The sequence below is a fragment of the Leptolyngbya sp. AS-A5 genome (assembly GCF_039962495.1).
Taxonomy (GTDB): Bacteria; Cyanobacteriota; Cyanobacteriia; order Leptolyngbyales; family Leptolyngbyaceae; genus Leptolyngbya.
The window spans coordinates 1-25,321 of the sequence record NZ_JAMPLL010000006.1 but is presented as its reverse complement, the minus strand read 5'-3'; the positions used below and the strand labels follow the sequence as shown (position 1 = coordinate 25,321).

The window sequence follows — 25,321 nt, the reverse complement described above, 5'->3', positions numbered from 1 at the left end:
ATTAGTATATTATTTTACATTTTGAGATGCAACGTGAGCAGGCTCAGGAATTTTGGGGGCTTCGACTGACGAATTTTTGAGTTCCCACATCTTGAGCAAGATCAAATATTCATAAAATGCTTGTAAGGTACACCAAGTAAAACCGGGATAGCCATCGAGAATGCCCCCCAGCAGAAAATACATATAGAAAAATCGAATTAACGGACGAAACGGCAGGCGTAATGAAAGATCTTTAAGGGCGCGTCGCCGCTCCACCTCTGAACGTCCGAAAATGAGCAATCGCCAATCAATCGAACCAGATTCCAGTTGACGCAGCGTTTCGATCGCCTCGTTCGTCGAATAGCGATTATGTTTATCAATCCAGCGACTAAAGCCCTTTCCAGAAGTGTAATGCGGGTAGGTTTCCTGCAAAAATCCAGTCGAGCCTTCGACCACCTCGCGTTCGGTATGTCCGTAATCCGTAAACCACACCTTCTCGCGCTGAAATAGGCGCAACTGATAACGTGGGTATTGGGTACTGCGGCGAATCCAGTGACCCATAAACATCACCCGCTCAGCGACATAATATCCTGCGTGTTCAGCCGTCGCGATCGTATCCAGACACTCTTGAAACAGTTCCGGAGTCATCCGCTCATCGGCTTCAAGAATGTAAACCCACTCGTATTTCACCGGAACCGATCGCAGCATCCAAGTACGCTGCTTGCCGTGGCTCTCAAATCGATGTTGAACCGTTCTAATTGGATAAGACTGCGCGATCGCCATCGTGCGATCGTCGCTATAAGAATCAACCACCACTACATCATCTGATAACAGCGCCGATTCAATACAGGCAGCAATTTCGACTTCTTCGTTATGGGTCAGGATGAAGATGGAGAACATAAAACAAAAAGATGAAGAGGGCAAAAGGGACGAATATTCAGGTTAAATTCCTTCTCTATTTCTCCCTTTTTTCACGCTTCATCTTTCATGGGGTTGAATTTAGCGCATCACAGGCTTGCGCTTGCCACCGAGAACTCCCATCTCCTTCAAGCCTGTCCAACCAATGAGAAAATAGCCCAGTGACAGCAAGAGACTACTAATTCCAACTCGAACTCCGGTTTTCCAAAATTCACCTCTAGCCTGACTCTCAGCTTGCTGGCGACGTTCGCGCAGTTGAGTTAGCTGCTGGTTACGAAATTCTTTAGCGCGATCGGCAACCGAGCCCGGATTTGCTTTCAGCGCTTGCAGTTCTTTCTGAGCGCGTTGTGCTTGAGTTAATTGATCGCCTTTGAGTTGACCGCTTGCGATCGCAGCATCGATTTGTCTTAGCTGGTCATCCAACTGCTTCGCCTGATTGGGATCGCGCAGAGCTGCACTAATTTGGTCTTGTCGCTGCTGAACTTGGGCATTGAGCTGGGTTTCAGCATCTCTGGATTCTCGATCAATGCGCTCTAATGCTTGGTCTGAAACTTGACGGGTGTTATTCAAATGCAGCGGGAACGCGATCAGAAACGCCAGTCCCAGCAGAAGCGAGAGCAGAAGCGCCCAGAAGCGAAACGTCGTAAACGGTTTGGCGCGATCGCCTAAAGCGAGAGAACCCGCTTCAAGAAATGCGCTCAGTGATAGGAAACCGAGTCCGACCATCGGGATGATACCGCGATCGACAAACTGCGTCACTACACTGGCAAACCAGGCTTTGTCCGAAAAATTCGGGGGAATTAGAAGAGAAATATAGTCCACCAGCGCTGACAAAATCAAAATAATGCCAACAATTCGGAGGATGAAGGGGGCGGTAGGAAGAGAATTCGTTGCTTTCATCGGGCTTTACAGTTCTAACGGTTGTCTAGGGCATCTGTCTAGGGCATCGCAAATCACTCAAACCCTCTGGGCAATTGAGACCTCTGCGCCATTTTTCTAAGGAAAGTGCATAAAGTCGCCTTAGAAACTCAGTCATTTTACATGGGTTATCTCACGATTCAAGCGCAGGAATACCGAAGAAAAATTGCGCGAAAGAGCGATGAGAATCTGAGAGTTGCACCGCAAGTAGAGGGTAACATTGCCGCGTCAAGAAATCACAAGCTTTTCTGACTTGAAACATCTAGGGTTTTGGCTTTATGGTGTCGATTAATCCATTCTGTTCCCACCTCTCCGATGACTGAAGTTGCAGTAATCGCTCAAAAGCTAAATATTTATACGCTGCAAAGTGTGGCAGTCAGTAAAGGTAACGTGATTGTACCGATGTTAGATGGACAATTGCTAAGAGTTACGCCAGATGGAAAACAAGCCCCGATCGTCAATTTAGTGCAAGCTGAGTTAGGTGTGCCATTCGGAATTAGCGAGCAAGGCGAAAATTTGATTGTGACGGTTTCAGGCTATCTCCCTCAACATTATTTATTGCGAGTGCAACCTGATGGCAAAGTCGAAACGATCGCAGATTTGACGCGACGGAGCGGATTTTATGGTGCGCCCTTTGGGGTAATAGTGGAGCAGGGTGATTACATTGTGACGTTGGCAACCGATGTGATTGATTCAGCGAGTGAATTGATTCGGGTCAGCCCAACCGGAGAAATTAGCCTGATCGCCAATTTGACTTTGTTTGGCAATCCGTTCGGTCTAGTGGTACAGGATCAATCGATCGTCGTGGCGCAATCTTACGGGCAGTTGGTACGAGTCGAAAAAGGCAAAGCAAGCACGATCGTGGATCTCAAAGCGCAAGGGTTTGGAATTCCTTTTGATGTCACGATTTGGCGCGGTCAATTAACTGCAACAACCAATTCTGGGCGAGTCGTCCAGGTCGACGCAAATGGAAAAGTGACAACGATCGCGGATTTAGCAAAAGCGAAATATCAAATTCCATCAGGGATTGCAACGCTGGGCGAAGATTTGATTGTGACGACAAACGGCGGATTTGTCTTGAGAATTTCCGCTTAGAGCGAACGAGCGAATTGGAATGTGAGTCCGTCGCAACCTGAATTCGTGCCTGTAGCTGTTACGAATTGAGACAAAATGGCAAGACTAGGGATACTGAAACCCCTGTCTCCCGTGACGCGAAGGAGTGCTGATCGCATGGAATACACCATTCCAGAACTAGAACCCATTAGCCGCCAATTCATGATGCTCGATCGACCAAAGAAAACGAAAATGCTCGTCGTCGATGACGAACCCGATAACCTCGATTTGCTCTACCGAACCTTTCGTCGCGAATTCAATGTTCTGAAAGCAGAAAGTGGCATTCATGCGCTGCAAGTCTTAGCGCAAGAGGGTGAGGTTGCGGTTATTATTTCGGACCAGCGGATGCCCGAAATGAAGGGAACAGAGTTTCTCAGCCGCACCGTGCCCGAATTCCCCGATACGATGCGGATTATTCTGACTGGGTTTACCGATGTTGAAGACTTAGTCGAGGCAATTAACTCTGGACAAGTTTACAAATACATCACAAAGCCTTGGGATCCAAACGAACTCAAAGCCGTCGTGCAACGAGCAGCCGAAACTTACGAATTGCTCAAACAGCGTACGGAAGAATTACGCCGATCGCAGTCTCAAACCGCTTTGTTGTCCACGATCGTTGCTGTCGCTCAGCGCCATAGCACCTCGGAAAGCACGCTAGAGCCGATCGCGACTGCCTTTGGTGAAAACTTCGCTGCCGATCGCTGCACTGTCCAATTGGTTGAAAATGGTACTCTAACAATCGCGGGAACTTATGGCATGAGCAGCGATTTCGATCTCGTGCAATCGCAAGCGGTGAAAGACGCGATCGCAACTCAGCAAATGCAAATTGTCACGGAAACTAACGATGTTGCCTTCAGCGCTCATCTCGTTGTTCCAGTCACACTCCGAGGCGAAGTTCTCGCGGTGCTCTCCCTGCAATGGAAACAGCCGCAAAGTCTGCGAGAAGATGAGCTTTTGTTACTGCATCTCTCAGCCCAGCAAGTCGCTCTGGCGTTAACCTGTACTCGTTCGATCAAGAGTGCCGTTGCTGCCTAATCTAGCCCGATGAGCCGCTTCTCTAAAATTGCTCGTTCCACTTCTCTAAAATTGCTCGTCCCAATTGAACCGCCCGAAACTTAGAATTTTAAACAGAACAATTTTAGAGAAGCACTCATCATAAATGAATTCTGATCATATTCAAGCGTTGTTCGATCGTATCGCTCCAGTCTACGACGAGCTTAACAACGGTCTGAGCTTTGGACAGCATCGCATCTGGAAGCGTATGACCGTGAAGTGGAGCGGTGCCAAGCCCAGAAATATTGCCCTTGATTTATGCTGTGGTAGCGGCGATATTGCCCAGATGTTAGCGGAAGTTGTCGGTAGAACCGGACAGGTGTACGGCGTTGATTTTTCTGCCGCTCAACTGGAAGTTGCCCGCGATCGTAGTGAACGTCGCTGCATTAAACCTCCCATTCACTGGGTCAAGTCTGATGTTCTAGATTTACCGTTTTCTGATAATCATTTTGATTGCGCGACGATGGGATACGGCTTGCGGAACGTCGTGGATATTCTTGGCAGCCTCAAAGAGATTCACCGAGTGCTAAAACCTGGAGCAAAAGCCGCAATTCTAGATATGCACCGCCCAGACAGCAATCTCGTGCGTGCGTTTCAGCAGTGGTATCTCGACGAAGTGGTGGTTCCGGCTGCTCAGCGCTTCGGCTTTACTGAGGAATACGCCTATATTTCACCCAGTCTCGACAAATTTCCGACAGGCAGAGAGCAGGTTGGCTTAGCAAATCAAGCGGGTTTTACCAGTGCTACCCATTATCCGATCGCGGGCGGTACGATGGGAGTATTGGTGATTACAAAATAAGGCGATCGCCTGTTTACCCCTCATTACTTCTTAGTCCCTGTGGATCTCTCGACGCTCTGGCTTTTTCTAGGCCCTCCTGTGGTTGGTGGAGTCATTGGCTACTTCACCAACGATATTGCGATTAAGATGCTGTTTCGCCCGTATCGAGCGCTTTACCTCGGCAAACAGCGACTTCCGTTTACGCCCGGACTCATTCCTCGCAATCAGGAGCGCTTAGCAAAGCGAATTTCTGACACAATTATGGGGTCATTATTGACTCCTGAAGAATTGCAGAATTTGGCGCGACGACTTTTACAGACGGAGCGAGTTCAGGCAGCAATTCTTTGGCTATTACAACTCGCGATCGAGCAAGTTCAGGAAAGCAAAGGGCAAAAAACAGCAAAGATTTTAGGCAATATTTTGAGAGACCTATTTGGTCAGTCTTTGCCGCGATTGCTGAGAGTTTTAGCGCGTCAAGAAGAATTTCTTGAAGACCAGTTAAATCATATTTTCGACCAAGTTATTCTGGAGTTTCAGCTTACCGAAGACCAAGCAGAAAAGCTCTCGGAATGGCTGATTCAAATGGTAATTCCGCCGGATGTTTTGCGTCAAACTTTGGTAGATTTTCTCACCGATCGTAATATCCAGGTGATCGATGAAGGCTTCCGAGAAAAAACAAGTGGTACTTATTGGGTTGTTGCAAATTTATTCGGCATTCGGAATACTCTCACTCGACTGAGAACATTTTGTTTAGATGAGAAAGAAGCCAGCAATTCTGTTTTGTCTGAGCTAATGTTTTCACTCGGTGTGAAACAGCGCTTTAAGGAATGGCTGCAAAATATCTCACTCCAAAATCTACCTGTTTCTACCGTTAGGCAACTTCGTAAAACAATGCGAGATAGCACCCGACATTATTTGCAAGATCGAGGCTCGGAAGTCCTGCAAGGACTGAGTGAATCGGTCGATTGGGAGAATGTTGCGTCGGTAGTGTTAAACCGATTACAAAGTTCAGAAGCGGTCAATTCTTCTTTGGAACTTGTGAGCGAAGAACTAGCGTTAATTCTGGAGCGTTATCTAGAAAAAGATTTAGAAAATATTGTTGCTCAAGCCATTCCAATTTTGAATATTGATCAAGTCATTGTCGATCGAGTCAAAGCAACTTCTCCAGCCGATTTAGAAGCCGCAATCAACGGGATTGTTCGGAGTGAATTGCAGGCGATCGTGAATCTTGGTGGAGTTTTGGGATTGCTGATCGGGGCGCTGCAATCCGCCTCACTCTTACTCCGCTAAGAGTCATCTAAATTCTCGTTTTCCTCGCTTTTCATCAACTGATCAATGTCGAGCTTACGGAGAGATTGCTGTCGATTTCTACGAGATTCGCGCCGGTATTTTTTCAGTTCTAAGCGCGGCTCATATTCTGTCCCTTTGCCCGTTGTTTTGAGCTTTAGAACCTCATCGGGATCAGATTGCTGATTCAATTGAGTTTCATATACGATCGCGTCTTCCAGAAAATTCAAGTAATGCTCATACCGCTCCCACTCTCCTCGCACAGTACAGCCAGGCTCGTCTCGATGTAAGCAATTACTAAACTGACAGCTTCCCTCTGCTAGTCTTCGACGCGCTTCTGGAAAATACTGCACTAATTCTTGGGGCAAACAGCACAAATCTGGCTGATTAAATCCTGGGGTATCTGCAAGTAATCCGCCTGTTGGAAGCTCAAATAACTCAACGTGGCGCGTCGTATGCCGCCCTTTTTCTAACTTTCCAGAAACCGCACTCACCCGCAAATCAATATTAGGAATAATCTGGTTGATTAAGCTAGATTTGCCAACACCAGAAGGACCAGAGGCAACGGTAATTTTCTGGTTTAAACGTTGCTTTAACTCAATTAAGCCAAGTTGTTGATGAACACTGATAAAAATCGGCTGATAGCCCCATTCGCCTAGTCGAGCTTTCCAGCATTCCTGCTCGTCGATCGACACTAAATCACTCTTACTTAACGCCAAGCAAACCGCTACTCCAGTTGACTCGGCTTTAACTAAAAATCGACTCAGTTGATAAGGCTCGATCGTCGGAGAGGCAAGCGCAAATACAAGCAAAATTTGATCGACGTTGGCGATCGGCGGACGATCCAATTCTGATCGCCTCGGAAACACCTGCGAGATTGCGCCGCGCGCTCCGTTCCAGTCTGGCTCCTCAATGAGAACGCGATCGCCCACCATGACACGCTGCCCGATCTTCTTTAGCCGGGTTCGTCGAGTACAAAGCAACATTAATTTGGGTAGCGTCTCCTCCTGAAGTCGCACCTGATAGAAATTCGCTTGCACTGCTAAAACCGTACCTGTGATTTGGCGCGGCTGATCACCTTCCAAAATCTTGCTGAAGTCTTCAAAACTCATAAGATCTCAACGGAAGATTAACGACGAATTTTGACAGCAAAAAAGCTCGATCGATCCTCGATACTCTCAATCTTGTAGCCTTCCATCGTCAGGCTGTCTGGTACCTGCTCGATCGGTTCTCCCGGGTCGAGCCAAACTTCCAACAGCGAACCCGGAGTCATCTGCTCTAGCCGTAGCTTGGTGCGAACGAAATTGATCGGGCAAGGTGTCCCGCGTAAATCCATCTGCACATTTGAGGTTTCTGCTGGTTGACTCATCCGCCAAAAATCTTCCCGATAAAGCCTTCAACACCGCCTTTTCCGACGCGATCGCCCCTAATTTTTGCCAGTTTTTCCAGCAGCTCTCGCTCTTCTGGACTAATTCGCGTTGGAATATCCACCGATACCGTGATCAAATGATCCCCACGGCTCACCGGATTCCCAAGTTTCGGTACGCCCTTGTTCTCTAGCGTCAAAACCGTTCCCGGCTGAGTCCCCACAGGAATCGTTAACTCCTCTTCACCATCAACCGTCTTGACTTCGATCCGAGAACCCAGAATTGCCTGTAGATAACTAATTTTGACATCTGACAGAACATTAATTCCATCACGACGAAAATCAGCGTCCTCGTTGATGAAGAGATAGACATACAAATCGCCCGCAGGCCCGCTGCGCTGCCCCGCATCACCCTCACCTGACACTCTCAATCGAGTGCCATTATCGACACCTGCTGGAATGGTGATTTTGAGCTTTTTCGTTTCCTGTCGCTGTCCATTGCCGCTACAAACTTCGCATTTCTCCTCGATCATCTGCCCAGTACCGTTACAGGTTGGACAAACGGAAACTTGAGTAAAACTGCCAAACGGAGTCCGAGTTGCACGACGAACCTGACCCGCACCCGAACAAGTTGAGCAAGTCTTAGGGCGAGTTCCTGGCTTCGCACCACTGCCACTACAGTTCGTACAGGTTTCCAGATGGCTGATCCGAATTTCCTTTTCACCGCCAAACACGGCTTCGCGAAAATCTAGCCTTAAATCTAGCCGCAGATCATCGCCTCGGACTGGGCCACCTCGCCGTCGGGTTTGACCCCCAGGTGCCCCACCCGCAAATCCACTAAAAAAGCTTTCAAAGATATCAGCAATGCCACCCATATCGCCGAAATCTTGGTAGCCCCCTGCACCGGCGGCAGAACCAATACCCGCTTCACCAAAGCGATCGTACCGCGCCCGCATCTCTGGATCAGAAATCACCTCATAGGCGCGGTTGATTTCTTTGAAGCGCTCTTCTGCACCAGGCTCTTTGTTAACATCCGGGTGATATTTTCGAGCGAGACGACGGAAGGCTTGCTTGACTTCTTCCTTGTCCGCATCACGGGAAACGCCAAGAATTTCGTAGTAATCACGAGCCATAGGGTAGAGATTCAGGGGGTAAGAGGGCTAAAAAGAGGCGTAGGGCAACGGTCTAGACTCCCTATATTACTACCCTACACGCTCAACTAATCGACTGTCTCGTAATCCGCAGTGACGGTCGCATCTGTCTCAAAGCTGAATCGGCTCATATCTGCTGCAACCGTTTCATCTTCAAAATTCATACCAGAAGTGGTGCGCATTTCAAAGGCAGAATTTTCGGAAGGTTGAGCACTTTCATAAACTGATGAACCAATGGTATACAACAGTTGCTGCAACCCGTCGAGATGCGTCTTCACTTCATCGATACTAACCTTTGGATCAGCGATCGCGCTTTTCAGCCCCACAATTTTCTCGTTTGCCTGCACTTTCAGACGATCGTTAATGAATGCGCCGCTTTCTCTCAGCGTCGTTTCATAGCTGTGGAATAAGTTGTCTGCTTGGTTCTTCAGTTCTACGAGGTGCTTTCGACGATTATCTTCTTCAGCAAAGAATTCGGATTCTTGCCGCATGCGCTCAATTTCAGCATTGCTCAAGCCGCCTGTGTTTGAGATTTCCACACTTTGGGCGCGTCCTGTCCCTTTGTCGCGGGCCGAAACTTTCAGAATTCCGTTGGCATCGATTTCAAATGCCACCTCAATTTGAGGCACACCTCTGGGTGCGGGCGGAATTCCAGTCAGTTGAAATTTGCCCAGACTCTTGTTATCTCTTGCCATTGCCCGCTCCCCTTGCAGGACATGAATTTCAACCGAGGTCTGTCCATCGGTTGCAGTTGAGAAGACTTGAGTTTTGCTGCTGGGAATCGTGGTGTTGCGATCGATCACGCGGGTAAACACTTCCCCTAACGTTTCAATTCCCAAAGACAAAGGTGTGACATCAAGCAGCAGCAGGTCTTTGACTTCACCGCCTAAAACTCCCGCCTGAATTGCGGCTCCCAGCGCTACCGCTTCATCAGGGTTCACAGAGCGATCGGCGGTTTTGCCGTTAAAAAACTTCTTCAGCGCTTCTTGAACGGCAGGAATGCGCGTCGAGCCACCCACTAACAAAATGCGATCGATATCTGCCGTAGACAAGCTCGCATCTTTTAACGCCTGCTCCATTGGATCGATCGTGGCTTGAATTAATCGGCTTGACAGCTCCTCAAATTTGGCGCGAGTCAACTCGATTTCCAGGTGTTTCGGTCCTGTTTCGTCTGCGGTGATAAACGGCAAATTGATCGAAGTGCTGAGCGTCCCGGAAAGCTCGATTTTTGCTTTCTCGGCCGCTTCTCTTAGCCGTTGAAGCGCCATTTTGTCTTCAGTCAGGTTAATGCCTTCCTGCTGCTGAAACACCTCGTTTAGCCAATCTACAATACAAGCATCAAAGTCATCACCGCCCAGATGATTGTTGCCCGATGTGGCTTTTACTTCAAATACGCCATCCCCAAGCTGCAAGATCGAGACATCAAAGGTGCCGCCGCCTAAGTCAAAGACTAAAACGCACTGATCTTGATCTTGCTTATCCATTCCATAAGCTAGAGCTGCCGCAGTCGGTTCATTGATGATTCGCAACACTTCGAGTCCAGCGATCGTGCCTGCGTCTTTTGTCGCCTGACGCTGAGCATCGCTAAAGTAAGCAGGAACCGTAATCACCGCCTGTGTCACTGATTCGCCTAAGTAATTCTCCGCATCCTGCTTGAGTTTTTGCAGGATCATGGCGCTAATTTCCTGCGAGGTGTAATGGCGACCGCGAATTTGCACATCCACGGTCTCGTCTTTGCCCTTCGCGCAGTTGTAGGGGACTCGCGATCGCTCAATCTGTGTATCGTCCCATCGCCGTCCGATGAAGCGCTTAATACTAAATACCGTGTTTTCAGCGTTGGTGACAGCCTGCCGTTTTGCTAGTTGACCGACTAGACGGACAGCTTCGCTGTGCCCTTGGGCACCGCCCGTTTTACCGAATCCCACCATGCTTGGCGTGGTTCTTCCGCCTTCAGAATTCGTGATGACGACGGGCTGCCCGCCTTCTAACACAGCTACACAACTATTCGTTGTTCCTAAGTCGATGCCGATGACTTTTCCCATATCTAGCGCTGCCGAAAGTACGCGAGGTGAACGCAGAACGCAAGGTTCCTAGTTAGTTTTCCGTAGCTACGGACAAAGCTGAACTAACTTTACAAAGGTTTCCCTGTTTCAGAATTTTCTTAACGTTGCGTTCACAGACAAGCCGCGCTTGTCGATCGTCGTACTTTCACAGGTCGCTAACTTTGGCTAGTAGATTCGTCTTCGGGCGGTGCGGCAACTTTCACCATCGCATGACGCAATACTTTGTCATCGAGCGTATAGCCGCGCATTAGCTCTTCTACGACCGTTCCTTCAGGATGTTCGCTCGTCGGTTGGCGCATCACTGCTTCGTGCAGGTTTGGATCGAACTCCTTACCTTCTGCCCGCATCGGTGCTACTCCGACTTTCTTTAGGCGATCGACCATATCCTTGTAAACACCCTGATAGCTCTTGTGGATATTCGACTCGCTTTCGGTCTGGGGCTTGATCTGCGATCGAGCACGCTCAAAGTTGTCCACCACAGGCAGCAACTCTTTCACCGTATTGCATTTAATTTGCGTTTCTAGCTCTTCTCGCTCTCTCTGAGTGCGACGACGGAAGTTCTCGAAGTCTGCGGCGATTCTCATGTACTGATTGTTCAGTTCTTCCGCCTGCTTTTTCAATCCTTCGATTTCTCGTTCTTTAGCGGCATAGTTCGATCGTAGCTCCATAAACGCCGCTTCATAATCCGTCGTGTCTTGGTCAGTAGAACCTTCTACACCAGAGTTGGTTTCCACAGCGTCGCTCGCTGGCTCAGATAGAGGATCAGAAGATTCACTGACGGGTGCTTGAACTTCATCGGGCTGCTGCTGCTGATTTTGTTCGTCGATCATTGTGCGCTAATTCCCCTGTATAGAACGCTGGCTTAAGCAAGCCTCTCTCATCCTAGCGAATGGGATGCTGGATGCCGCGCCGCTTATAACCGTTAAGCATCATATCGCACTGCTCTGGATTTAATCTCGCTCCGAAATGAAGCGATCGGCTTCATGCGTTCTTCAAAAAACATTTTGGGCATTCTCAATATGGTGATCTTCGTTCATCCGTTATGACAAATTCTTCTTCTGCCCGGCGTGCTCTTGTTGTCCAAAACAACTTTTCGCCGTTTGGTAACAAACTGATTCAATCTGGCTATGTCAATAACGAGCAGATGCAGCAGGCACTGATCGAGTGCCGCAAGTCAGGTAGACCGCTTACCGCAGTTCTAGAGGCGATGACCGGACAGCAGTTGTCGCCCGATCTGATTCGTCAATATAAAAAGCAGCAACTGTTTGAGTTGAAGATTCTCTACGGAGTTGAATCGCTAGATCCTGAGTTAAATCAAGTTTCCGCAACTCAAATCGGCAGCTTGATCGGCGACTTAATCCCGGTCGAACTCTGCCGCCGCTACAATCTCATCCCGCTTTCTCAAAACGAGGGCAATCCCCCGTCGCTCTTGGTAGCAATGGTTGATCCAGACAACCTCGCCGCTCAAGATGAGCTGAATCGAATTCTGCGTCCAAAGGGATTGGGGCTTCAGCGATTGGTGATTACGATCGACGATTACCAGCGCCTGATGTCAGGCTACATGGATGCCCGGCTTGAACAGGAAAAGCAGCTCGAAGCGCAATCTAGGGTCGATGTTCGCTCTGACCTTGAAGGCTTAGAAGGACTGGCAGAACTGAAAGAAGACGACAGCGCCGAAATGGATCTCGATGCATCAGCAGATGCAGAGGCGGCTCCGATCATTGCGCTGGTGAACAAGATCTTGATCAAAGCCCTGCAAATGGCGGTGTCTGACATTCACGTCGAGCCACAAGAAGAATCCCTCCGCATTCGGTTTCGCAAGGACGGTGTCTTGCGAGAAGCGTTTGAGCCATTCCCGAAGAAGATCATTCCGGCTGTGATCGCCCGCTTCAAGATTATTGCTCAACTCGATATTGCCGAGCGTCGCCAGCCCCAAGACGGTCGGATTCGCCGAATTTTTGATGGACGCAAGGTAGATTTCCGGGTGAACACGCTCCCCAGTCGATACGGCGAAAAAGTGGTGCTTCGGATTCTCGATAACTCCGCCACTCAGCTTGGCTTGGACAAGCTGATTACCGACGAAACCTCGCTCCATACGGTTCAAGAAATGGTGCGGCGACCGTTTGGATTGATCCTGGTGACAGGTCCAACTGGGTCAGGAAAAACGACGACGCTCTACTCAGCCCTGGCAGAGCGAAATGATCCAGGAGTCAATATTAGTACAGCAGAAGATCCGATCGAATATTCGCTTCCCGGCATCACCCAGGTTCAAGTGATCCGCGAAAAAGGCATGGACTTCGCCGCAATCTTGAGGGCCTTTCTCCGACAAGATCCCGATGTGATTCTGGTGGGTGAAACACGAGATAAAGAAACCGCAAAAACCGCGATCGAAGCCGCGTTAACGGGCCACTTGGTTTTGACGACCCTGCACACCAATGATGCGGCAGGTGCGATCGCTCGACTGGATGAAATGGGCGTTGAACCATTCATGGTTTCTGGTGCACTGATCGGCGTTGTCGCTCAGCGGCTCGTGCGAAAGGTCTGTGATGAATGCCGCATTCCTTACACTCCCACTCAAGCAGAACTGGCGCGATTTGGCTTAACCGGTGCGCGAGATGCTCAGTTGACCTTGTATAAAGCGAACACACTAACAGCACAAGAAATTCAAGACGCAAAGGTAGGGAGTCAGCTCTGTCAAAAGTGTAACGGGGTGGGCTACAAAGGGCGGTGCGGTGTTTACGAAGTCATGCGCGTAACCGAGAGTTTACAAACCCTAATCACTGAGGGCGCACCGACCGAGCGCATCAAAGAAGTCGCAGTCGAAGAAGGAATGCAAACCCTGCTTGCCTACAGCTTAGAACTTGTGCGCCAGGGACTTTGCACCCTCGAAGAAGTCGAGCGTGTCACTTTCACTGACACAGGGCTAGAAGCAGAACTCAAAGCGAAGCGCAAAAGTTCACTTACCTGCCGGACTTGTGGTGCAGAGCTACAGCAAGACTGGCTCGATTGCCGTTACTGCACGACTCCCCGCTTTCAGGATTGATCTAGCTGTCCTCCAGAGTGAACTAATTTTCAATTTTCTCAATCTAGCAATCAGGAGCAAATCAAATGGAATTAATGATCGAAGACTTGATGGAACAACTGATCGAAATGGGCGGTTCAGACCTGCACCTGACGGCTGGACTGCCGCCCTATTTCCGCATCAGTGGTCATCTTCAGCCGATCAGCGATCAGGTTCTCAACGCCGAAGAGTGTCAACGGCTGATCTTCAGTATGCTGAACAACACACAGCGTAAGAACTTAGAGCAAAACTGGGAGCTTGACTGCTCTTATGGCGTTCGTGGACTGGCACGATTCCGGGTCAATGTTTACAAAGACCGCGGAACCTATGCCGCTTGTTTACGAGCACTCAGTTCCAAAATTCCGAACTTTGAGAAGCTGAATCTGCCAGATGTCGTGCGGGAAATGTCCGAAAAGCCAAGAGGATTGATTCTGGTGACAGGCCCGACTGGATCAGGAAAAACAACCACACTGGCAGCGATGATTGATTTGATCAATCGCACCCGCGCTGAACACATCCTCACGATCGAAGACCCGATCGAATTCGTGTACGAACCGATCAAAAGTCTGGTTCACCAGCGTCAACTCGGTGAAGACACGAAGAGCTTTGCCAATGCCCTCAAAGCCGCGCTGCGTGAAGATCCAGACATCATTCTGGTGGGTGAAATGCGGGACTTAGAAACCATTTCGCTGGCGATTTCTGCGGCTGAAACAGGTCACTTAGTGTTTGGAACGCTGCATACCAGTTCTGCAGCTCAAACTGTTGACCGGATGATCGATGTCTTCCCCTCCGAGCGTCAAACTCAAGTCCGAGTCCAGCTTTCTAACTCGCTGGTTGCCGTCTTCAGTCAAACGCTGGTTCCCAAGAAAAATCCAAAACCCGGTGAATACGGACGAGTGATGGCGCAAGAAATCATGATCGTAACTCCTGCGATCGCAAACTTGATTCGCGAGGGTAAAACCGCGCAAATCTACTCTGCGATTCAAACGGGCGGAAAGCTGGGAATGCAGACCCTGGAAAAAGTCCTTGCTGATCAATACAAAGCAGGACTGATCACCTTTGAAGCGGCTGCCTCTAAAACCTCGCGCCCAGACGAACTTCAACGCCTCATCGGCGGAACACCAAACGGCGCTGCCGCCGGAGCCGCACTCAAGCGCTAGTCTCACTTTCGCACTCCGTTCCCACCATTCCTACTGAAATCCTATGCCAATCTACGTTGCCCGCGTCCGAGATGCCAAAGGAAACGCCAAAAAAGAAAAAATCGTTGCTGATTCTCTCAGCGAAGCACGATCGGCACTGCGCGAACAAGGACTGTTTGTGCAAGAACTAAAGCAAAATGAGAGCTTTGACATCAATAAAAGTTTTGAAAATTTCCAAACTTCACTGGTCTCTGTTTCGGTCAAAGATCGAGCGGTTTTCTCCCGCCAATTTGCTGCCCTCGTTAATGCAGGGGTTGCCCTGGTTCGGGGGCTAGGCGTACTAGCGGATCAATGCACAAATCCCAAGCTAAAAAAAGCACTAATGGAGATTAGCAGCGATGTTCAGCAGGGGGTGAACTTATCCGACGCGATGCGGAAACATCCTCAATGCTTTGATGGCTTGTACGTCAGTATGGTGCAAGCCGGAGAAACAGGTGGGGTGCTCGATGAAGTGCTTAACCGGCTTGCCAAGCTGCTTGAAGATGTTGCTCGATTGCAGAACCAAATTAAATCCGCGATGAGTTATCCGGTTGTCGTTGGCTTTCTCGCAACAGCGATCTTTCTAGGAATGACGATCTTTCTCATCCCAATTTTTGCAGGCATTTTCAAGCAGCTTGGAGGCGACTTGCCCGCCTTCACGCAGTTAATGCTGGACATCAGTGCATTTCTGACGAGTCCTGCCGCCTTTAGTCTCTTAATCATTATTCCGCTCATCGTTTTTGCCTATAAGCAATACTACAAAACGCGGGTTGGACGAGAGACGATGGATCGCTTCTTTCTAAAAATGCCATTGTTTGGGGATTTGATCCAAAAAACGGCAACCGCAAGATTCTGCCGCACCTTCGGTGCCTTAACGCGCTCAGGGGTTCCGATCCTCACTTGCTTAGAAATCGTGCGAGACACATCAGGCAATCAGATTGTGGCAAACGCGATCGACGAAGCCCGCAAAGAAATTCAAACAGGCGGCATGATCAGCATCGCGCTCCAAAAAGAGCAAGTCTTTCCAGCAATGGCAATTCAGATGATCAGCATTGGAGAAGAAACTGGAGAAATTGACAAGATGCTGATGAAAGTGGCTGATTTTTATGAGGATGAAGTAGAACAAGCCGTCAAAGCCCTGACGAGCATTATGGAACCAATTATGATTCTATTTCTTGGCGGCATGGTTGGAAGTATTCTAGTTGCGATGTACTTACCAATGTTCGCGATTTTCGACAAGCTGGGTTAGACCACGATCGCGCTCTTCATGGTGATTTGGGTCAGGTGGTTGGCGCTGAGACTGCTAGCATCTGACCTTTGTTCTCTGGATTGAATGCTATGGAAATTTCCGTTCAAAAAGCCCAGTACGAGGAACTACTTGCTACCTATAGCCATTCGCTCGAAGCGATCGAGCTTTTAAAGTGCCATCGTAGTTATCTTGAAATGATTCCTAGTATGCGTCGTGCCGAAGAGAGCGTCATTACAATTCCATTGCCGATCGTGCGAATCCGTCAGACCGTCCACGCGATCGATGCGACCAACATCACAGCCGCCGAATCCCAGCTCCTACCCTGTGAGTTGGCAATTCTCATGTGTGATCCAGAGTGGAAGATTAAAACGGGTAAAGAAATCTTCGTGTTTATCCACCGACCTGATGAAGACTTCTCAGATCTACTCGGTCGATGGCGACGCACACAGCTAGCCTTGGGCAGAGAATACGAATGGGTAATGCCCCCGCGATATCAGCACTTTCTTAACGATGGCGCAGAGAAAGTTTATCCGCTTTTCGTTGTATTCGAGCAAACTGCTGAGCGGATTAAGCGGGGTCTAACTGGAGCACACTTACCGTTTGCAGTTCAAGCAGCTCCAGAGAACTCCGCTGAAGCGCTGGAAACAACACTCTCTAACCAAGCTGAAGCATAAAAGCTCCAAGTGATAAACCACTTGAAGCTTTCCAGTTGCTCGATCTAATTTGGCTTGCGCTTCGACTTCTGCTTGCGATGATTCACAGCGATCATCGCGTGATCAACCGGAAATCCGGCAATCGGAATCACCTGATACTTGCGCTCTTCCTCTAGCTGCTTCAACTCGCTATAGTTCACCCAGTGAATACAATCAACTGGGCAAGTGTCAATCGCTTCTTGAATCAATTCTTCAGAATCGCCATCTTGTCGAATGACCCGCGATCGACCATAATCTGGCTCGATGTAGAACGTGTTTCGCGCAACGTGAGCGCAGTGCTTACAGCCAATGCAAGTAATCTCATCAACGTAAACTCCGCGCTGTCGAAAAACTCCCCCCAACTCAGGCTCTAGGCCCGATCGTCCCTCCGCTTCCCGCAGGAATCCACCCAGCTCAGGCTCTAGACCTGAACGTTCAGGAGCAAGGTCAGAAGAGAAATGCTCCTCTTGGGGCAGTTGAAAGGAGTCAGGCATTACGCACTCCAGCGTTGTAGGACGAGACGAATCGAACCATCTTCATTCTTTTGTTGCTCAGACAACTGGAAGCCTTTCTGAGCACTTTCATTGACAATCGTGTGATACGCGTAACGCTGCGTCACCTTGCTTAAGAAACGATCAACTGAATGATCGAGGTTCCAGAATTGCAGGTCGGCAACCAATTCATACTCGTGACCGTTCCAGGCAAATCCAACATCGTAGCCGTTATCCTGCTCGATGACGACTTCCGCAGCTTGAGTCTGACCGCGATAACCTCGGACATCGCGGGGGCCAGATTTCCAGTCCATGCCCAGATCAGACAGGGCAGACTGCAAAGAAGTCAAATTACGGATTTGTGTTTTAATTTGGCTAAAGTGTGACATGGCAGTAGTTATGATTCAAATTGCAAGGGGTTTAAACAAACTTACCAATCGCTGTAGGTTGCTTGGGTCTTAATGGTTTCGGAGGGTTTGACCGTCTGGGCAAAGTATTCAGAGGTGCGCTCTTGAGCCATCACTCGACCCAATTGCGCTTCGATCGCGGTTGTGACTTCCTCGCAGGAGGTTCCCACAATTCCGGTCACTTTTTCCTGCACTCGACCATCTGGATAAATAATGAACTCTAAGGTTTCCATGTGGCTTGCCCAAGGTAAGAAATATCCAGCAAAACAGCGACCTCACTTCAGAGATAAATTTCAATGGGATTTATCGAAATTTACCTGTTTTTAAAAGCTTAGCTATTTCACTTTAAAACGTTACAGAACTTTGCAGTTAATAGAAGTAGCTTCTAATTAATTGTCAGTTTCGCTTAACTTCAAATCAGAGTCAAGACATCGCAACTCTGTACAAGTTATAAAGGCCGGATTGCTCTCAATGTTTCTTCGCGAAGAAGCAGAAGAGAAAACCGAAGTCCGCATCCCCTTCCAGCTTGACGAAGACTGGAGCGAGGGCGCAATAACCTCTTGATCCAACAGAATTGCGAGGTAAACTCACGAGACGCTTTACAGAAGTATGCATTTGTTTAATTCTCGCAGACTTCTATCAATAGGCTGATCCCCAGATGCTGCTCAGCCTGAGCGAATTGAATGAGGAGTATCGCCGGATTTCAAAAGTAGCAAGTGAGGGGTCTTGCCCTACGGGGGAATTCATGAACTATGTGTAAATATTGTTACAGTGAGTCACGCTTTGTCCTGTTTCTAGAACTCTGTAACCAACATGGTGCCCTCTATCACGCCAGGAACCCTGTTACGGCAGCGGTATTTGATCAAGCAAGTTCTCGGTCAAGGAGGATTTGGGCGGACTTATCTCGCGGCCGATCAGGAACGCTTCAATGAATTGTGCGTCATCAAGGAGTTCACGGTTCCGTATCGGGATGACACCCTGGTAGAGAAAGCAAAAGCGCTGTTTCAGCGGGAAGCGAGTACCCTTTATCAAATTCAGCATCCGCAGATTCCACAGTTTTGGGCAGCGTTTGAGAGCGACCAACGGCTCTTCCTTGTACAGTCTTACATCCAGGGGCAAACTTACCGCAGCCTGCTACAAGCGCGTCGATCGCAACAACAGACGTTCTCTGAGGCTGAGATTCTTTACTTATTGAGTCATTTATTGCCTGTTCTGGCTTATTTACACGATCGCGGCATCATCCACCGAGATATTTCGCCGGAAAATATCATTCTGAAACTGCCGGAGCGCGTGATTCCAGCCGAGGCTATCCCGCCTCAAGGGCTGCCTGTCTTGATAGATTTTGGAGCTGTAAAGGAAGCAGCAAGCCATTGGCCGATCATTTCGACGATGACTCGCGTGGGTAAGATTGGCTATGCTCCACCGGAGCAACTGCAAACCGGAAATGTCTTTCCGCATAGCGATTTGTATGCGCTAGGTGCAACTTGCTTGGTACTGTTAACTGGACGAGAGCCGCAAGCACTGCTCGATAGCCAAACTTTAACCTGGCGATGGCAGCCCTACACGCAACTGAGTGACCCACTCGCTAACGCACTTCAGAAAATGCTGGCTCTACACCCAAATGATCGCTATCAATCTGCTCAAGCAGCCTTAGCAGACGTGCAGCCGTTGATCCAAGCCACAGTGAAAACAACGCTGCTCAATCCAAACCTGGAACCTCCTCAATCAATCGATCGAGAAATCGCACCCGCAGCGCGGGATCTGAGTCGGAAGCAATCTACTGCGACGAGAAAAACTTCTCTGCTGATGACAACTCAGTTAGGTCGTGGAATAGCGGACAAGCCGAAGCCTGGAACCGCTAAGCATTCAAACAGAAGATTGGCAAGGATGAACCGCTGGGCAGTGCCGAGCGCGATCGTCTCTAGCTTGATCATCTCAGGAGGAATCGGGTTGCATTTATTTAGAGTCACTGAGCCACTCCCCAGCACCCAGCAGATTAAAACCGATGCGCCATTTCGCAGCAAATCTGGAATCACCAGTAATGGTCAGCCCCAGCAGATTCAGTTTGCGCCGGGTGCCATTTCGGCAGTAGTAGTGGGAAATCTAGACGAGCGAAATTCTGAGTCTTATACCCTCGAAGCGTCTCAAGGACAGTTTATGGCGGTGACGATCGAGGGAACGGGTGTCCTTATGAACTTGCTTCAGCAAAACGGACAGCCGATCAATAAATCATCGAACCAGACCCGTAGTTGGATGGGTCAGCTACCAAAAACGGGTCAATATACGATCGAAGTGACTGGAACCGGAGCATATTCGATAGATGTGGCAATTCCACCCGCTTCTCAGTTTGTAGACTCGAAGATTCAGCATATCCAGTTTCCTAGGGGCCAGAATCAAACCACTGTCACCGGGGAAGTTCAACCAAAACAAGGACAACGATACTTGCTCAAGGCATCTGGTCGTCAGATTATGACAGTTCGTTCACTCAAGGGCGATGTTTCTGTGGCTGTGCTGGCTCCGACAGGACAGCGAGTTGAGAGCCGTTCAGCAGAGGCGCACCACTGGCAGGGGCGATTGCCGATGGATGGAGAATACACGGTTGAAGTCACCTCAAAGCGCAAGCAATCCTTTGCTCTAGCATTCGAGATTTATTAAGGCATTAACCTAGCGCGGTGAGGGCGATCGTACTGCACGATCGCCCTTTTTCTACTGTGCTTCCAGGAAAGTTTGAACGACACCCTTTGGAGTGAGGCGTAACCGGATTGTAGGTGAGCCACCCCCTTTAATCGGCGAGACGAACGCCTGACCAGTAACCGGAAATGCAGAGTCAAGAAAGCGACCCGCAGCTTCACCCAGCGGCTCAATTCTATCGATCGTGCCATCAGGCTTAATAGTGAGGCGATATTCGACATCCTCGGTCATGCCTTGGGGAGGGTTCCAGTTCTTCTGGAAGAATGTTTTCACTTCGGCAACTTGTGGAATGGCTGTTCCTGCTGCAAGAGAGGGGGGAGCTTGAAGACTAGCAGCAGCAGGTGAAGAAGCGCTGCGACCGGCAATCTGGACATCTCCGGTAGCTGGCGGAACGGGAGCCGTGTCGGAATTCGCCGATCGAGCCGCTGCATTTGGCTGAGTCGCGGGTGCTTTAGTCTGGTCGGGAATCGCCGCAACTGGCACATCTCGCACGGGAATCTCAAGCTGAGGGGGGGGAGCAGTCACCACGGGTTCTTGAGAGACTTTAAGCCTTGGAGCTTGAGCAGGCTGAGTTGGCGTTGTCGGAGCGGTACCAGGAGTCGGCACGGCTGTACCGGGAGGAAGGGAAGTGAGCGGAGGTGGAGCAGTTGGCAGGGTTGCGATCGTGTTGGGTGCGGTCGGACTCGGCAAAGGTTGAACCGGGAGCCGCTGATCGTTGCTGCTGGCCCCTTGACTGGTGGCGATTTGAGTTGGGGCAGATGGCTCGAAGACGCGCGCGATCGAGGCGGTAATACCGATTGCAACAATTAATCCGGCTGCGATCGTGCCCCAGGCAGGTGTCGCGTTGAGCCAACGAGGTTTTTCCAAGGTTGGTAAAGCTGTGACATCTGCAGAATATTCGTCGAGAGCCGCTGCGAGATCTGCGAGTTGCACTGCGCTCAGTTGCAGCATTGCGCCCGAAGCATCGTTAGCGAGAGTGCCGAGATAAAGCTGGTGGGAGATTAAGCCCTTGGGTTGCAGATAGATTCCCGCAGAATTTTGCTGGGACTGAGCGATTAAATCGGGAGCGGGTTCTGCAACAGTCGTTGTGGAATGCTGGCTGAAACGACTGGACTGACTGAGGAAGTTTTGAACGTAGTGGCTGACGGCATCGCTGAGGGCTTCGAGCTGGACACGATCGCCTCGAACGGTAGCCCATTGATCCTCGCTGACTCGTGGATCGTCAAAGCTGAGTTTAAAGCGAAGATTTTTTAGCACCGATTGTCCCATCCAGCGGGAAAGCGGTGAGTCTTTCGCGGCAATTTCTAAGGTGCAGGTGGGTGGAGTGTAACGGCGAATCACAGAGTTAGGTGAGGGCATGGGTTCAACAGTTAAGCACGTCAGTTCGGAGAGGCGGGCAGTGAGCGATCGAGCAAGGTTAGCCAAAGCCGTCGAACGCCCTGCGGACTGCCATAAAAGAGCAAATCGATCAGCAATTTTAGAGCAAGCTGGGTGAGGATCTCCGTGGAAACGGTATCGCCCTGTTCCATGCGCTCTTGGTAGGTGTTTTGGAAGGTATCCAGGTAATTGCCCAAGAGCGCCGCTTGATGGGGTTCGCGATTTTGCTCGGTGAGTTGTTCGAGCAGAGCCACAGCACGACGAATCAGTTCATTCTGCTGTTTTGCGAGGTGACAGATAATCAGCGTCAGTGCCCTTGCTTCATCGACATCCAGTTTTTTGCGTCCGCCTTGTCCTTTCCGCAAGGGACTCGATTGCCTCAGCCGCCAGAGTGAAACACGATCGCTAATCATCGATTCGAGATTCAATTCAGTTGCCGCTTGTAGCATGGCTTCTGAGGAGAGATTGGCGATCGCTTCGATCGCCAGCAAAATCAGATCCAGTTGAGCTTTGATGTTGTCTAACTGGTCGGGATTGGGCTGGGCGGAAAGGTGATGATTTTCCCAGTTGGAGGGAGAGGCGGTGGGCTGCACAATCGAGGTCATAAATTCAGCTTAAGGAACACCCTTGAGAATGGGCAGATGGTTACAGGTCTTGAAACAGCGACTGCGTTCAATTTCAATTTGTTTCCTCGCCTAAATTCAATCACAAATCAGGCAAGGGACGAGAAAAGTTCTGCCAATAGATAGAGTTTCAACCGAGTAGGTTCTGAGTCAGGAAAAACGCGATCGCTGCACTCGAAATCGGCACCGTTAAGTTATCAATGCCAAATTTCGAGAATGCTTCTAATGCGGCTGCACTCAATCCTACGATTAGCGCAATCAGCCAGATTTGCCAGAGATTACCGATCGTTCCTAGCAAAATTAAGGCACAAACGGACGCGCTAATGACTGCCATTGCGCCAGATCCTTCCCAGCTTTTTTTCATATCCCAAAGGTGATAGGAATGCCTGCCGAAGCGCTGTCCAATCAATGCGGCGAATCCGTCTCCCCAGGTCATTACAAGAATTCCGATCGCGGCAAATTGTGGCTGAGCGATCGTCCAGAACCATGCGACTAAAACGCCAATACTGACCGCATAGAAGAACGTCCCGAAGCTTTTTCGTCCAATGCTGTTGATATTGGGCAGGATTGGGACGTAATAGGAGAGCAGCGTGATCGCGCTAAAGACGATTGAGGCTCCCACACCCAGCCAGAGCGGAGTATTCAGCCACCAGGCAATCAGAATGACGTTGCCTGTGCCGATGTGAATCACCTTGCGAACCAGTTCGTTACTGTTGGTCGATCGATTGGCAATTTCGGCACACACGCCGACTAGCGAAAGCCAGAGGAGGACGATCGCAACTTGCCCAAATAGAGAATGAGTCCAGCTAGAATCCACAAATTTTCCATCTAACCCGATGTTTTCACTTTATCGGGTTTGGCTGTCAGAAAGGATCGTCCATGCGCCATAGCGATCGCTATAATGCGCCAAAATTTTCTCCACTTGGTTTCGCACTTGCGAGTTGTTGGGATCAGAAAATTCGATTTCCAGGCTGCCAATTTGGCTCAGCGTGTATTCAAATTGCTGGGAAGCCTGGGGAGTGAGGCGAGTTTGAACGCCATCGACTTGAGTGAGGTGGGCTGCAACTTCGCGGTAGACTGCCAGAGGTAGGGTTGGATTTTGAACTGAATAACTCACAGCGATTTTCCGTTTCCATTTGCATTGTAAGGAGGCAGGGTACAGCAATTCACTTCATCAAGGCAAACCTTGCCCCATTGGAGCGCCCATCTAACGAGGGCGACGCGGTTTTCGGTTTCAGTTTTGGTCAGGATATTGCTGATATGGTTATCAACCGTTCGCTTGCTGATTTCTAGTTTTTCCGCGATGTCTTGGTTGGTTAAGCCAGCGGCTACTAATTCAATAACCTGCAACTCGCGTTCCGAGAGCGGCGCTTGTGCTTGAGATTCACCGTCTGACATAACGATATCCTAGGCTGTGTATATGTACTGATCTCTAACTCCATTCTAGGTGGAAATGCTCAATTCGCAAATGAGATCTGAGGCGGCAATGATTTGAAGTTGAAGGGATGTTGGGGGATCAGCATTGGTTTTGAGAAAATCGATAGACTAAGAGAGGCGTTAGTTCAAATCAAATTTGTTAGGGCGAATCATGCAGCATCCGAAGTCGGTTCCAACTGTGTCGCTCGATCGACGGACATTGAATTATCAAGAAGCTTACCCCTGCCCGATTTGTCGTCATGGACAGGTGGAAGGATTAACGCTGATGGATGCGTTTGCCTGTAATTTCTGTCGTCATATTTTCACGGCGAACTTGAACGAGCAGACGGTTCATGTGGAGGATAGTTCGCAGCCGATGACGTGGCGGTGGAATGGGCGCAAGTGGCAGGCGGCGAATCAAACTGATGTGGATTTGTCGATCGTGATTTGGCTGGTGGGACTGGCATTAGTGGTGCTGCCACCGAGTTTGATTTGGTTGCCGTCACAAGTTTTTGTACCGCTTGATGGCAGTTCTGGTGCTTGGTTTCCGAGGTTTTGGATCACATTAACGTTTGCTTGTCATTTCGGATTTGTCTCTTGGCTGTTGGCAGAACACTATCAACTGCCATTTTATGTTGCGGGTAAAGTTAGGATTCGACGCTGGTTAGAGCGGTTTTCATCCTAAGTGATTCAGCGAAAAATGCGGCTGAGATCGAGAACAAATTCTGGTAGAACGGTTTCACCTGAGAGGATGTCGGGACTTTGCAACGTTTCTACGGGTTGCTCTTGACAATCGATCTTGATTTGTTGAGTAATTGGATCGATTAGCCAGCCGAGATGCACCCCGTTTTCCATATATTCTTGCATTTTGGCTTCGAGGTCTTCGAGGTCGTCAGTCCGCGATCGCAGTTCAATGACAAAGTTGGGGGCGATCGGCGGAAATCGTTCTTGGTCTTCGGGAGTGAGCGCATTCCAGCGATCGTTCGCTATCCAGGCAACATCGGGCGATCGCCTTGCTCCATTCGGTAACTTAAAGACGGTTGAAGAATCAAAGACGACTTCTAATTCTGTCTGTCGATTCCACAGGGTTACATCAGTCGTTAACTCAGCATTACGTTTTCCAGAACCTCCTCCGGTCGGTGGCATAACCACTAGCGCTCCGGTTGCTGTGCTTTCAATTCTGAGTTCTGGATTTTGCTGGCAGAAATTAAGGAACTCGTCGTCGGTGAGTTCGATCGTCGGACGCAGATTAATCACTAAGGCAGTCATGCGTTGCCTCGCTAAATCGATATCTGTAGCGTAGCAAGAAAGCAAAAGTTGAAAAATTACAACATCGAAACCAATGGTTTTCTCCGTATTTGGATCAGTAGGTGCGACTTGCGCCGTGATCATAACTAACCTGAGTTCGGGTTAAGCCGGGAGCAGCAGATTGTGGTCGAGCGCAATGGACGGTTTCTTCGGTTGATGGCAGTAGGCAATCAAGCCGCCGAGAATGTTGACAAAGCAATTG

The 25,321-nt window shown here is 49.4% G+C and carries 26 protein-coding genes; 10 read left to right on the top strand and 16 right to left on the bottom strand.

All coding sequences use genetic code 11. The annotated features are described in order from the left end of the window. Positions 1-9: 9 nt before the first annotated feature. Both NC980_RS09770 and NC980_RS09765 read right to left on the bottom strand, forming a co-directional pair. Positions 10-879 (bottom strand): glycosyltransferase family 2 protein, encoded by an 870-nt coding sequence (locus tag NC980_RS09770; RefSeq protein WP_190378974.1) that lies wholly within the window; start codon positions 877-879, stop codon positions 10-12. A gap of 99 nt (positions 880-978) precedes the next feature. Then, positions 979-1,797 (bottom strand): HpsJ family protein, encoded by an 819-nt coding sequence (locus NC980_RS09765; protein ID WP_199298718.1) that lies wholly within the window; start codon positions 1,795-1,797, stop codon positions 979-981. 333 nt (positions 1,798-2,130) lie between these two features. Here NC980_RS09765 and NC980_RS09760 point away from each other — a divergent pair, with 333 nt between their 5' ends. The 4 genes from NC980_RS09760 (at position 2,131) to NC980_RS09745 (ending at position 6,049) form a co-directional block, all read left to right on the top strand. Then, on the top strand, positions 2,131-2,910 hold the full coding sequence (locus tag NC980_RS09760) for a hypothetical protein (protein WP_190378973.1): 780 nt from the start codon (positions 2,131-2,133) through the stop codon (positions 2,908-2,910). A gap of 135 nt (positions 2,911-3,045) precedes the next feature. Beyond that, positions 3,046-3,963: a response regulator gene (locus NC980_RS09755; RefSeq protein ID WP_190379144.1), complete on the top strand. Its 918-nt coding sequence runs from the start codon at positions 3,046-3,048 to the stop codon at positions 3,961-3,963. Between the two features lie 124 nt (positions 3,964-4,087). Further along, positions 4,088-4,780 (top strand): bifunctional demethylmenaquinone methyltransferase/2-methoxy-6-polyprenyl-1,4-benzoquinol methylase UbiE, encoded by a 693-nt coding sequence (ubiE, locus tag NC980_RS09750; protein ID WP_190378972.1) that lies wholly within the window; start codon positions 4,088-4,090, stop codon positions 4,778-4,780. 39 nt (positions 4,781-4,819) lie between these two features. Further along, complete coding sequence (locus NC980_RS09745; protein ID WP_190378971.1) at positions 4,820-6,049, top strand: DUF445 family protein; 1,230 nt, start codon at positions 4,820-4,822, stop codon at positions 6,047-6,049. On the opposite strand, the gene rsgA is transcribed toward NC980_RS09745, so the two are convergent. The 5 genes from rsgA to grpE form a co-directional block, all read right to left on the bottom strand. Continuing rightward, complete coding sequence (gene rsgA, locus NC980_RS09740) at positions 6,046-7,158, bottom strand: small ribosomal subunit biogenesis GTPase RsgA (protein ID WP_190378970.1); 1,113 nt, start codon at positions 7,156-7,158, stop codon at positions 6,046-6,048. The genes NC980_RS09745 and rsgA overlap by 4 nt on opposite strands. Before the next feature lie 17 nt (positions 7,159-7,175). Next, a complete protein-coding gene (locus tag NC980_RS09735) occupies positions 7,176-7,415 on the bottom strand; it encodes a sulfurtransferase TusA family protein (protein ID WP_190378969.1) in 240 nt (79 codons plus the stop codon). Then, the gene (dnaJ, locus tag NC980_RS09730; RefSeq protein ID WP_190378968.1) at positions 7,412-8,545 is read right to left on the bottom strand and encodes a molecular chaperone DnaJ; all 1,134 of its coding nucleotides are present in this window, start codon (positions 8,543-8,545) and stop codon (positions 7,412-7,414) included. Before dnaJ ends, NC980_RS09735 begins: the two co-directional genes overlap by 4 nt. An 86-nt stretch (positions 8,546-8,631) precedes the next feature. Beyond that, entirely contained in the window at positions 8,632-10,605 is a 1,974-nt protein-coding gene (gene dnaK / locus NC980_RS09725; RefSeq protein WP_190378967.1) for a molecular chaperone DnaK, read from the bottom strand. 176 nt (positions 10,606-10,781) lie between these two features. Next, positions 10,782-11,456, bottom strand: a complete 675-nt coding sequence (gene grpE / locus NC980_RS09720; protein WP_190378966.1) for a nucleotide exchange factor GrpE — start codon at positions 11,454-11,456, stop codon at positions 10,782-10,784. A gap of 212 nt (positions 11,457-11,668) precedes the next feature. Here grpE and NC980_RS09715 point away from each other — a divergent pair, with 212 nt between their 5' ends. The 4 genes from NC980_RS09715 (at position 11,669) to NC980_RS09700 (ending at position 16,788) form a co-directional block, all read left to right on the top strand. Next, positions 11,669-13,669: a GspE/PulE family protein gene (locus tag NC980_RS09715; RefSeq protein WP_190378965.1), complete on the top strand. Its 2,001-nt coding sequence runs from the start codon at positions 11,669-11,671 to the stop codon at positions 13,667-13,669. Positions 13,670-13,734: 65 nt separating this feature from the next. Then, positions 13,735-14,847 carry a type IV pilus twitching motility protein PilT gene (locus tag NC980_RS09710; RefSeq protein ID WP_190378964.1) on the top strand — a complete coding sequence of 371 codons (1,113 nt, stop codon included), beginning with the start codon at positions 13,735-13,737 and terminating at the stop codon, positions 14,845-14,847. 43 nt (positions 14,848-14,890) lie between these two features. Then, positions 14,891-16,114 (top strand): type II secretion system F family protein, encoded by a 1,224-nt coding sequence (locus NC980_RS09705; RefSeq protein WP_190378963.1) that lies wholly within the window; start codon positions 14,891-14,893, stop codon positions 16,112-16,114. A gap of 95 nt (positions 16,115-16,209) precedes the next feature. After that, positions 16,210-16,788 (top strand): hypothetical protein, encoded by a 579-nt coding sequence (locus NC980_RS09700; protein WP_190379143.1) that lies wholly within the window; start codon positions 16,210-16,212, stop codon positions 16,786-16,788. Between the two features lie 44 nt (positions 16,789-16,832). Here the strand turns inward: NC980_RS09700 and NC980_RS09695 are convergent, their stop codons facing one another. Genes NC980_RS09695 through NC980_RS09685 form a run of 3 tightly spaced genes read right to left on the bottom strand, consistent with a single transcriptional unit; the run spans position 16,833 to position 17,937 of the window. Beyond that, on the bottom strand, positions 16,833-17,300 hold the full coding sequence (locus NC980_RS09695; protein ID WP_190378962.1) for a ferredoxin: 468 nt from the start codon (positions 17,298-17,300) through the stop codon (positions 16,833-16,835). Then, positions 17,300-17,686 carry a DUF1257 domain-containing protein gene (locus tag NC980_RS09690; protein WP_190378961.1) on the bottom strand — a complete coding sequence of 129 codons (387 nt, stop codon included), beginning with the start codon at positions 17,684-17,686 and terminating at the stop codon, positions 17,300-17,302. The genes NC980_RS09695 and NC980_RS09690 overlap by 1 nt, the downstream gene beginning before the upstream one ends. A gap of 41 nt (positions 17,687-17,727) precedes the next feature. Next, positions 17,728-17,937, bottom strand: a complete 210-nt coding sequence (locus NC980_RS09685; protein WP_190378960.1) for a DUF2997 domain-containing protein — start codon at positions 17,935-17,937, stop codon at positions 17,728-17,730. A gap of 580 nt (positions 17,938-18,517) precedes the next feature. Here NC980_RS09685 and NC980_RS09680 point away from each other — a divergent pair. After that, the gene (locus NC980_RS09680; protein ID WP_190378959.1) at positions 18,518-20,359 is read left to right on the top strand and encodes a serine/threonine-protein kinase; all 1,842 of its coding nucleotides are present in this window, start codon (positions 18,518-18,520) and stop codon (positions 20,357-20,359) included. 51 nt (positions 20,360-20,410) lie between these two features. Here NC980_RS09680 and NC980_RS09675 read toward each other — a convergent pair whose 3' ends face one another. From NC980_RS09675 to NC980_RS09655, 5 genes are all read right to left on the bottom strand, one after another. Then, complete coding sequence (locus tag NC980_RS09675; protein WP_190378958.1) at positions 20,411-21,820, bottom strand: DUF4335 domain-containing protein; 1,410 nt, start codon at positions 21,818-21,820, stop codon at positions 20,411-20,413. Beyond that, positions 21,775-22,377 carry a DUF3038 domain-containing protein gene (locus NC980_RS09670; RefSeq protein ID WP_190378957.1) on the bottom strand — a complete coding sequence of 201 codons (603 nt, stop codon included), beginning with the start codon at positions 22,375-22,377 and terminating at the stop codon, positions 21,775-21,777. The genes NC980_RS09675 and NC980_RS09670 overlap by 46 nt, the downstream gene beginning before the upstream one ends. Before the next feature lie 148 nt (positions 22,378-22,525). Further along, positions 22,526-23,212 carry a phosphatidate cytidylyltransferase gene (locus NC980_RS09665; protein ID WP_190378956.1) on the bottom strand — a complete coding sequence of 229 codons (687 nt, stop codon included), beginning with the start codon at positions 23,210-23,212 and terminating at the stop codon, positions 22,526-22,528. Between the two features lie 30 nt (positions 23,213-23,242). Then, positions 23,243-23,512, bottom strand: coding sequence for a hypothetical protein (locus NC980_RS09660; RefSeq protein ID WP_190378955.1), 270 nt, complete (start codon positions 23,510-23,512; stop codon positions 23,243-23,245). Continuing rightward, positions 23,509-23,793, bottom strand: coding sequence for a response regulator transcription factor (locus tag NC980_RS09655; protein ID WP_190378954.1), 285 nt, complete (start codon positions 23,791-23,793; stop codon positions 23,509-23,511). The genes NC980_RS09660 and NC980_RS09655 overlap by 4 nt, the downstream gene beginning before the upstream one ends. Positions 23,794-23,983: 190 nt before the next feature. Here NC980_RS09655 and NC980_RS09650 point away from each other — a divergent pair, with 190 nt between their 5' ends. Next, on the top strand, positions 23,984-24,496 hold the full coding sequence (locus NC980_RS09650; RefSeq protein WP_190378953.1) for a hypothetical protein: 513 nt from the start codon (positions 23,984-23,986) through the stop codon (positions 24,494-24,496). A gap of 5 nt (positions 24,497-24,501) precedes the next feature. Here NC980_RS09650 and NC980_RS09645 read toward each other — a convergent pair whose 3' ends face one another. Next, positions 24,502-25,080 carry a Uma2 family endonuclease gene (locus NC980_RS09645; RefSeq protein WP_190379142.1) on the bottom strand — a complete coding sequence of 193 codons (579 nt, stop codon included), beginning with the start codon at positions 25,078-25,080 and terminating at the stop codon, positions 24,502-24,504. Between the last annotated feature and the right edge of the window lie 241 nt (positions 25,081-25,321).

What these genes read in the sequence shown, in the direction of transcription:
- NC980_RS09770 (WP_190378974.1), bottom strand. Translation starts at nt 879, where the DNA reads ATGTTCTCCATCTTCATCCTGACCCATAACGAAGAAGTCGAAATTGCT.
- NC980_RS09765 (WP_199298718.1), bottom strand. Translation starts at nt 1,797, where the DNA reads ATGAAAGCAACGAATTCTCTTCCTACCGCCCCCTTCATCCTCCGAATT.
- NC980_RS09760 (WP_190378973.1), top strand. Translation starts at nt 2,131, where the DNA reads ATGACTGAAGTTGCAGTAATCGCTCAAAAGCTAAATATTTATACGCTG.
- NC980_RS09755 (WP_190379144.1), top strand. Translation starts at nt 3,046, where the DNA reads ATGGAATACACCATTCCAGAACTAGAACCCATTAGCCGCCAATTCATG.
- ubiE (WP_190378972.1), top strand. Translation starts at nt 4,088, where the DNA reads ATGAATTCTGATCATATTCAAGCGTTGTTCGATCGTATCGCTCCAGTC.
- rsgA (WP_190378970.1), bottom strand. Translation starts at nt 7,158, where the DNA reads ATGAGTTTTGAAGACTTCAGCAAGATTTTGGAAGGTGATCAGCCGCGC.
- NC980_RS09735 (WP_190378969.1), bottom strand. Translation starts at nt 7,415, where the DNA reads ATGAGTCAACCAGCAGAAACCTCAAATGTGCAGATGGATTTACGCGGG.
- dnaJ (WP_190378968.1), bottom strand. Translation starts at nt 8,545, where the DNA reads ATGGCTCGTGATTACTACGAAATTCTTGGCGTTTCCCGTGATGCGGAC.
- dnaK (WP_190378967.1), bottom strand. Translation starts at nt 10,605, where the DNA reads ATGGGAAAAGTCATCGGCATCGACTTAGGAACAACGAATAGTTGTGTA.
- grpE (WP_190378966.1), bottom strand. Translation starts at nt 11,456, where the DNA reads ATGATCGACGAACAAAATCAGCAGCAGCAGCCCGATGAAGTTCAAGCA.
- NC980_RS09715 (WP_190378965.1), top strand. Translation starts at nt 11,669, where the DNA reads ATGACAAATTCTTCTTCTGCCCGGCGTGCTCTTGTTGTCCAAAACAAC.
- NC980_RS09710 (WP_190378964.1), top strand. Translation starts at nt 13,735, where the DNA reads ATGGAATTAATGATCGAAGACTTGATGGAACAACTGATCGAAATGGGC.
- NC980_RS09705 (WP_190378963.1), top strand. Translation starts at nt 14,891, where the DNA reads ATGCCAATCTACGTTGCCCGCGTCCGAGATGCCAAAGGAAACGCCAAA.
- NC980_RS09695 (WP_190378962.1), bottom strand. Translation starts at nt 17,300, where the DNA reads ATGCCTGACTCCTTTCAACTGCCCCAAGAGGAGCATTTCTCTTCTGAC.
- NC980_RS09690 (WP_190378961.1), bottom strand. Translation starts at nt 17,686, where the DNA reads ATGTCACACTTTAGCCAAATTAAAACACAAATCCGTAATTTGACTTCT.
- NC980_RS09685 (WP_190378960.1), bottom strand. Translation starts at nt 17,937, where the DNA reads ATGGAAACCTTAGAGTTCATTATTTATCCAGATGGTCGAGTGCAGGAA.
- NC980_RS09680 (WP_190378959.1), top strand. Translation starts at nt 18,518, where the DNA reads ATGGTGCCCTCTATCACGCCAGGAACCCTGTTACGGCAGCGGTATTTG.
- NC980_RS09670 (WP_190378957.1), bottom strand. Translation starts at nt 22,377, where the DNA reads ATGACCTCGATTGTGCAGCCCACCGCCTCTCCCTCCAACTGGGAAAAT.
- NC980_RS09655 (WP_190378954.1), bottom strand. Translation starts at nt 23,793, where the DNA reads ATGTCAGACGGTGAATCTCAAGCACAAGCGCCGCTCTCGGAACGCGAG.
- NC980_RS09650 (WP_190378953.1), top strand. Translation starts at nt 23,984, where the DNA reads ATGCAGCATCCGAAGTCGGTTCCAACTGTGTCGCTCGATCGACGGACA.
- NC980_RS09645 (WP_190379142.1), bottom strand. Translation starts at nt 25,080, where the DNA reads ATGACTGCCTTAGTGATTAATCTGCGTCCGACGATCGAACTCACCGAC.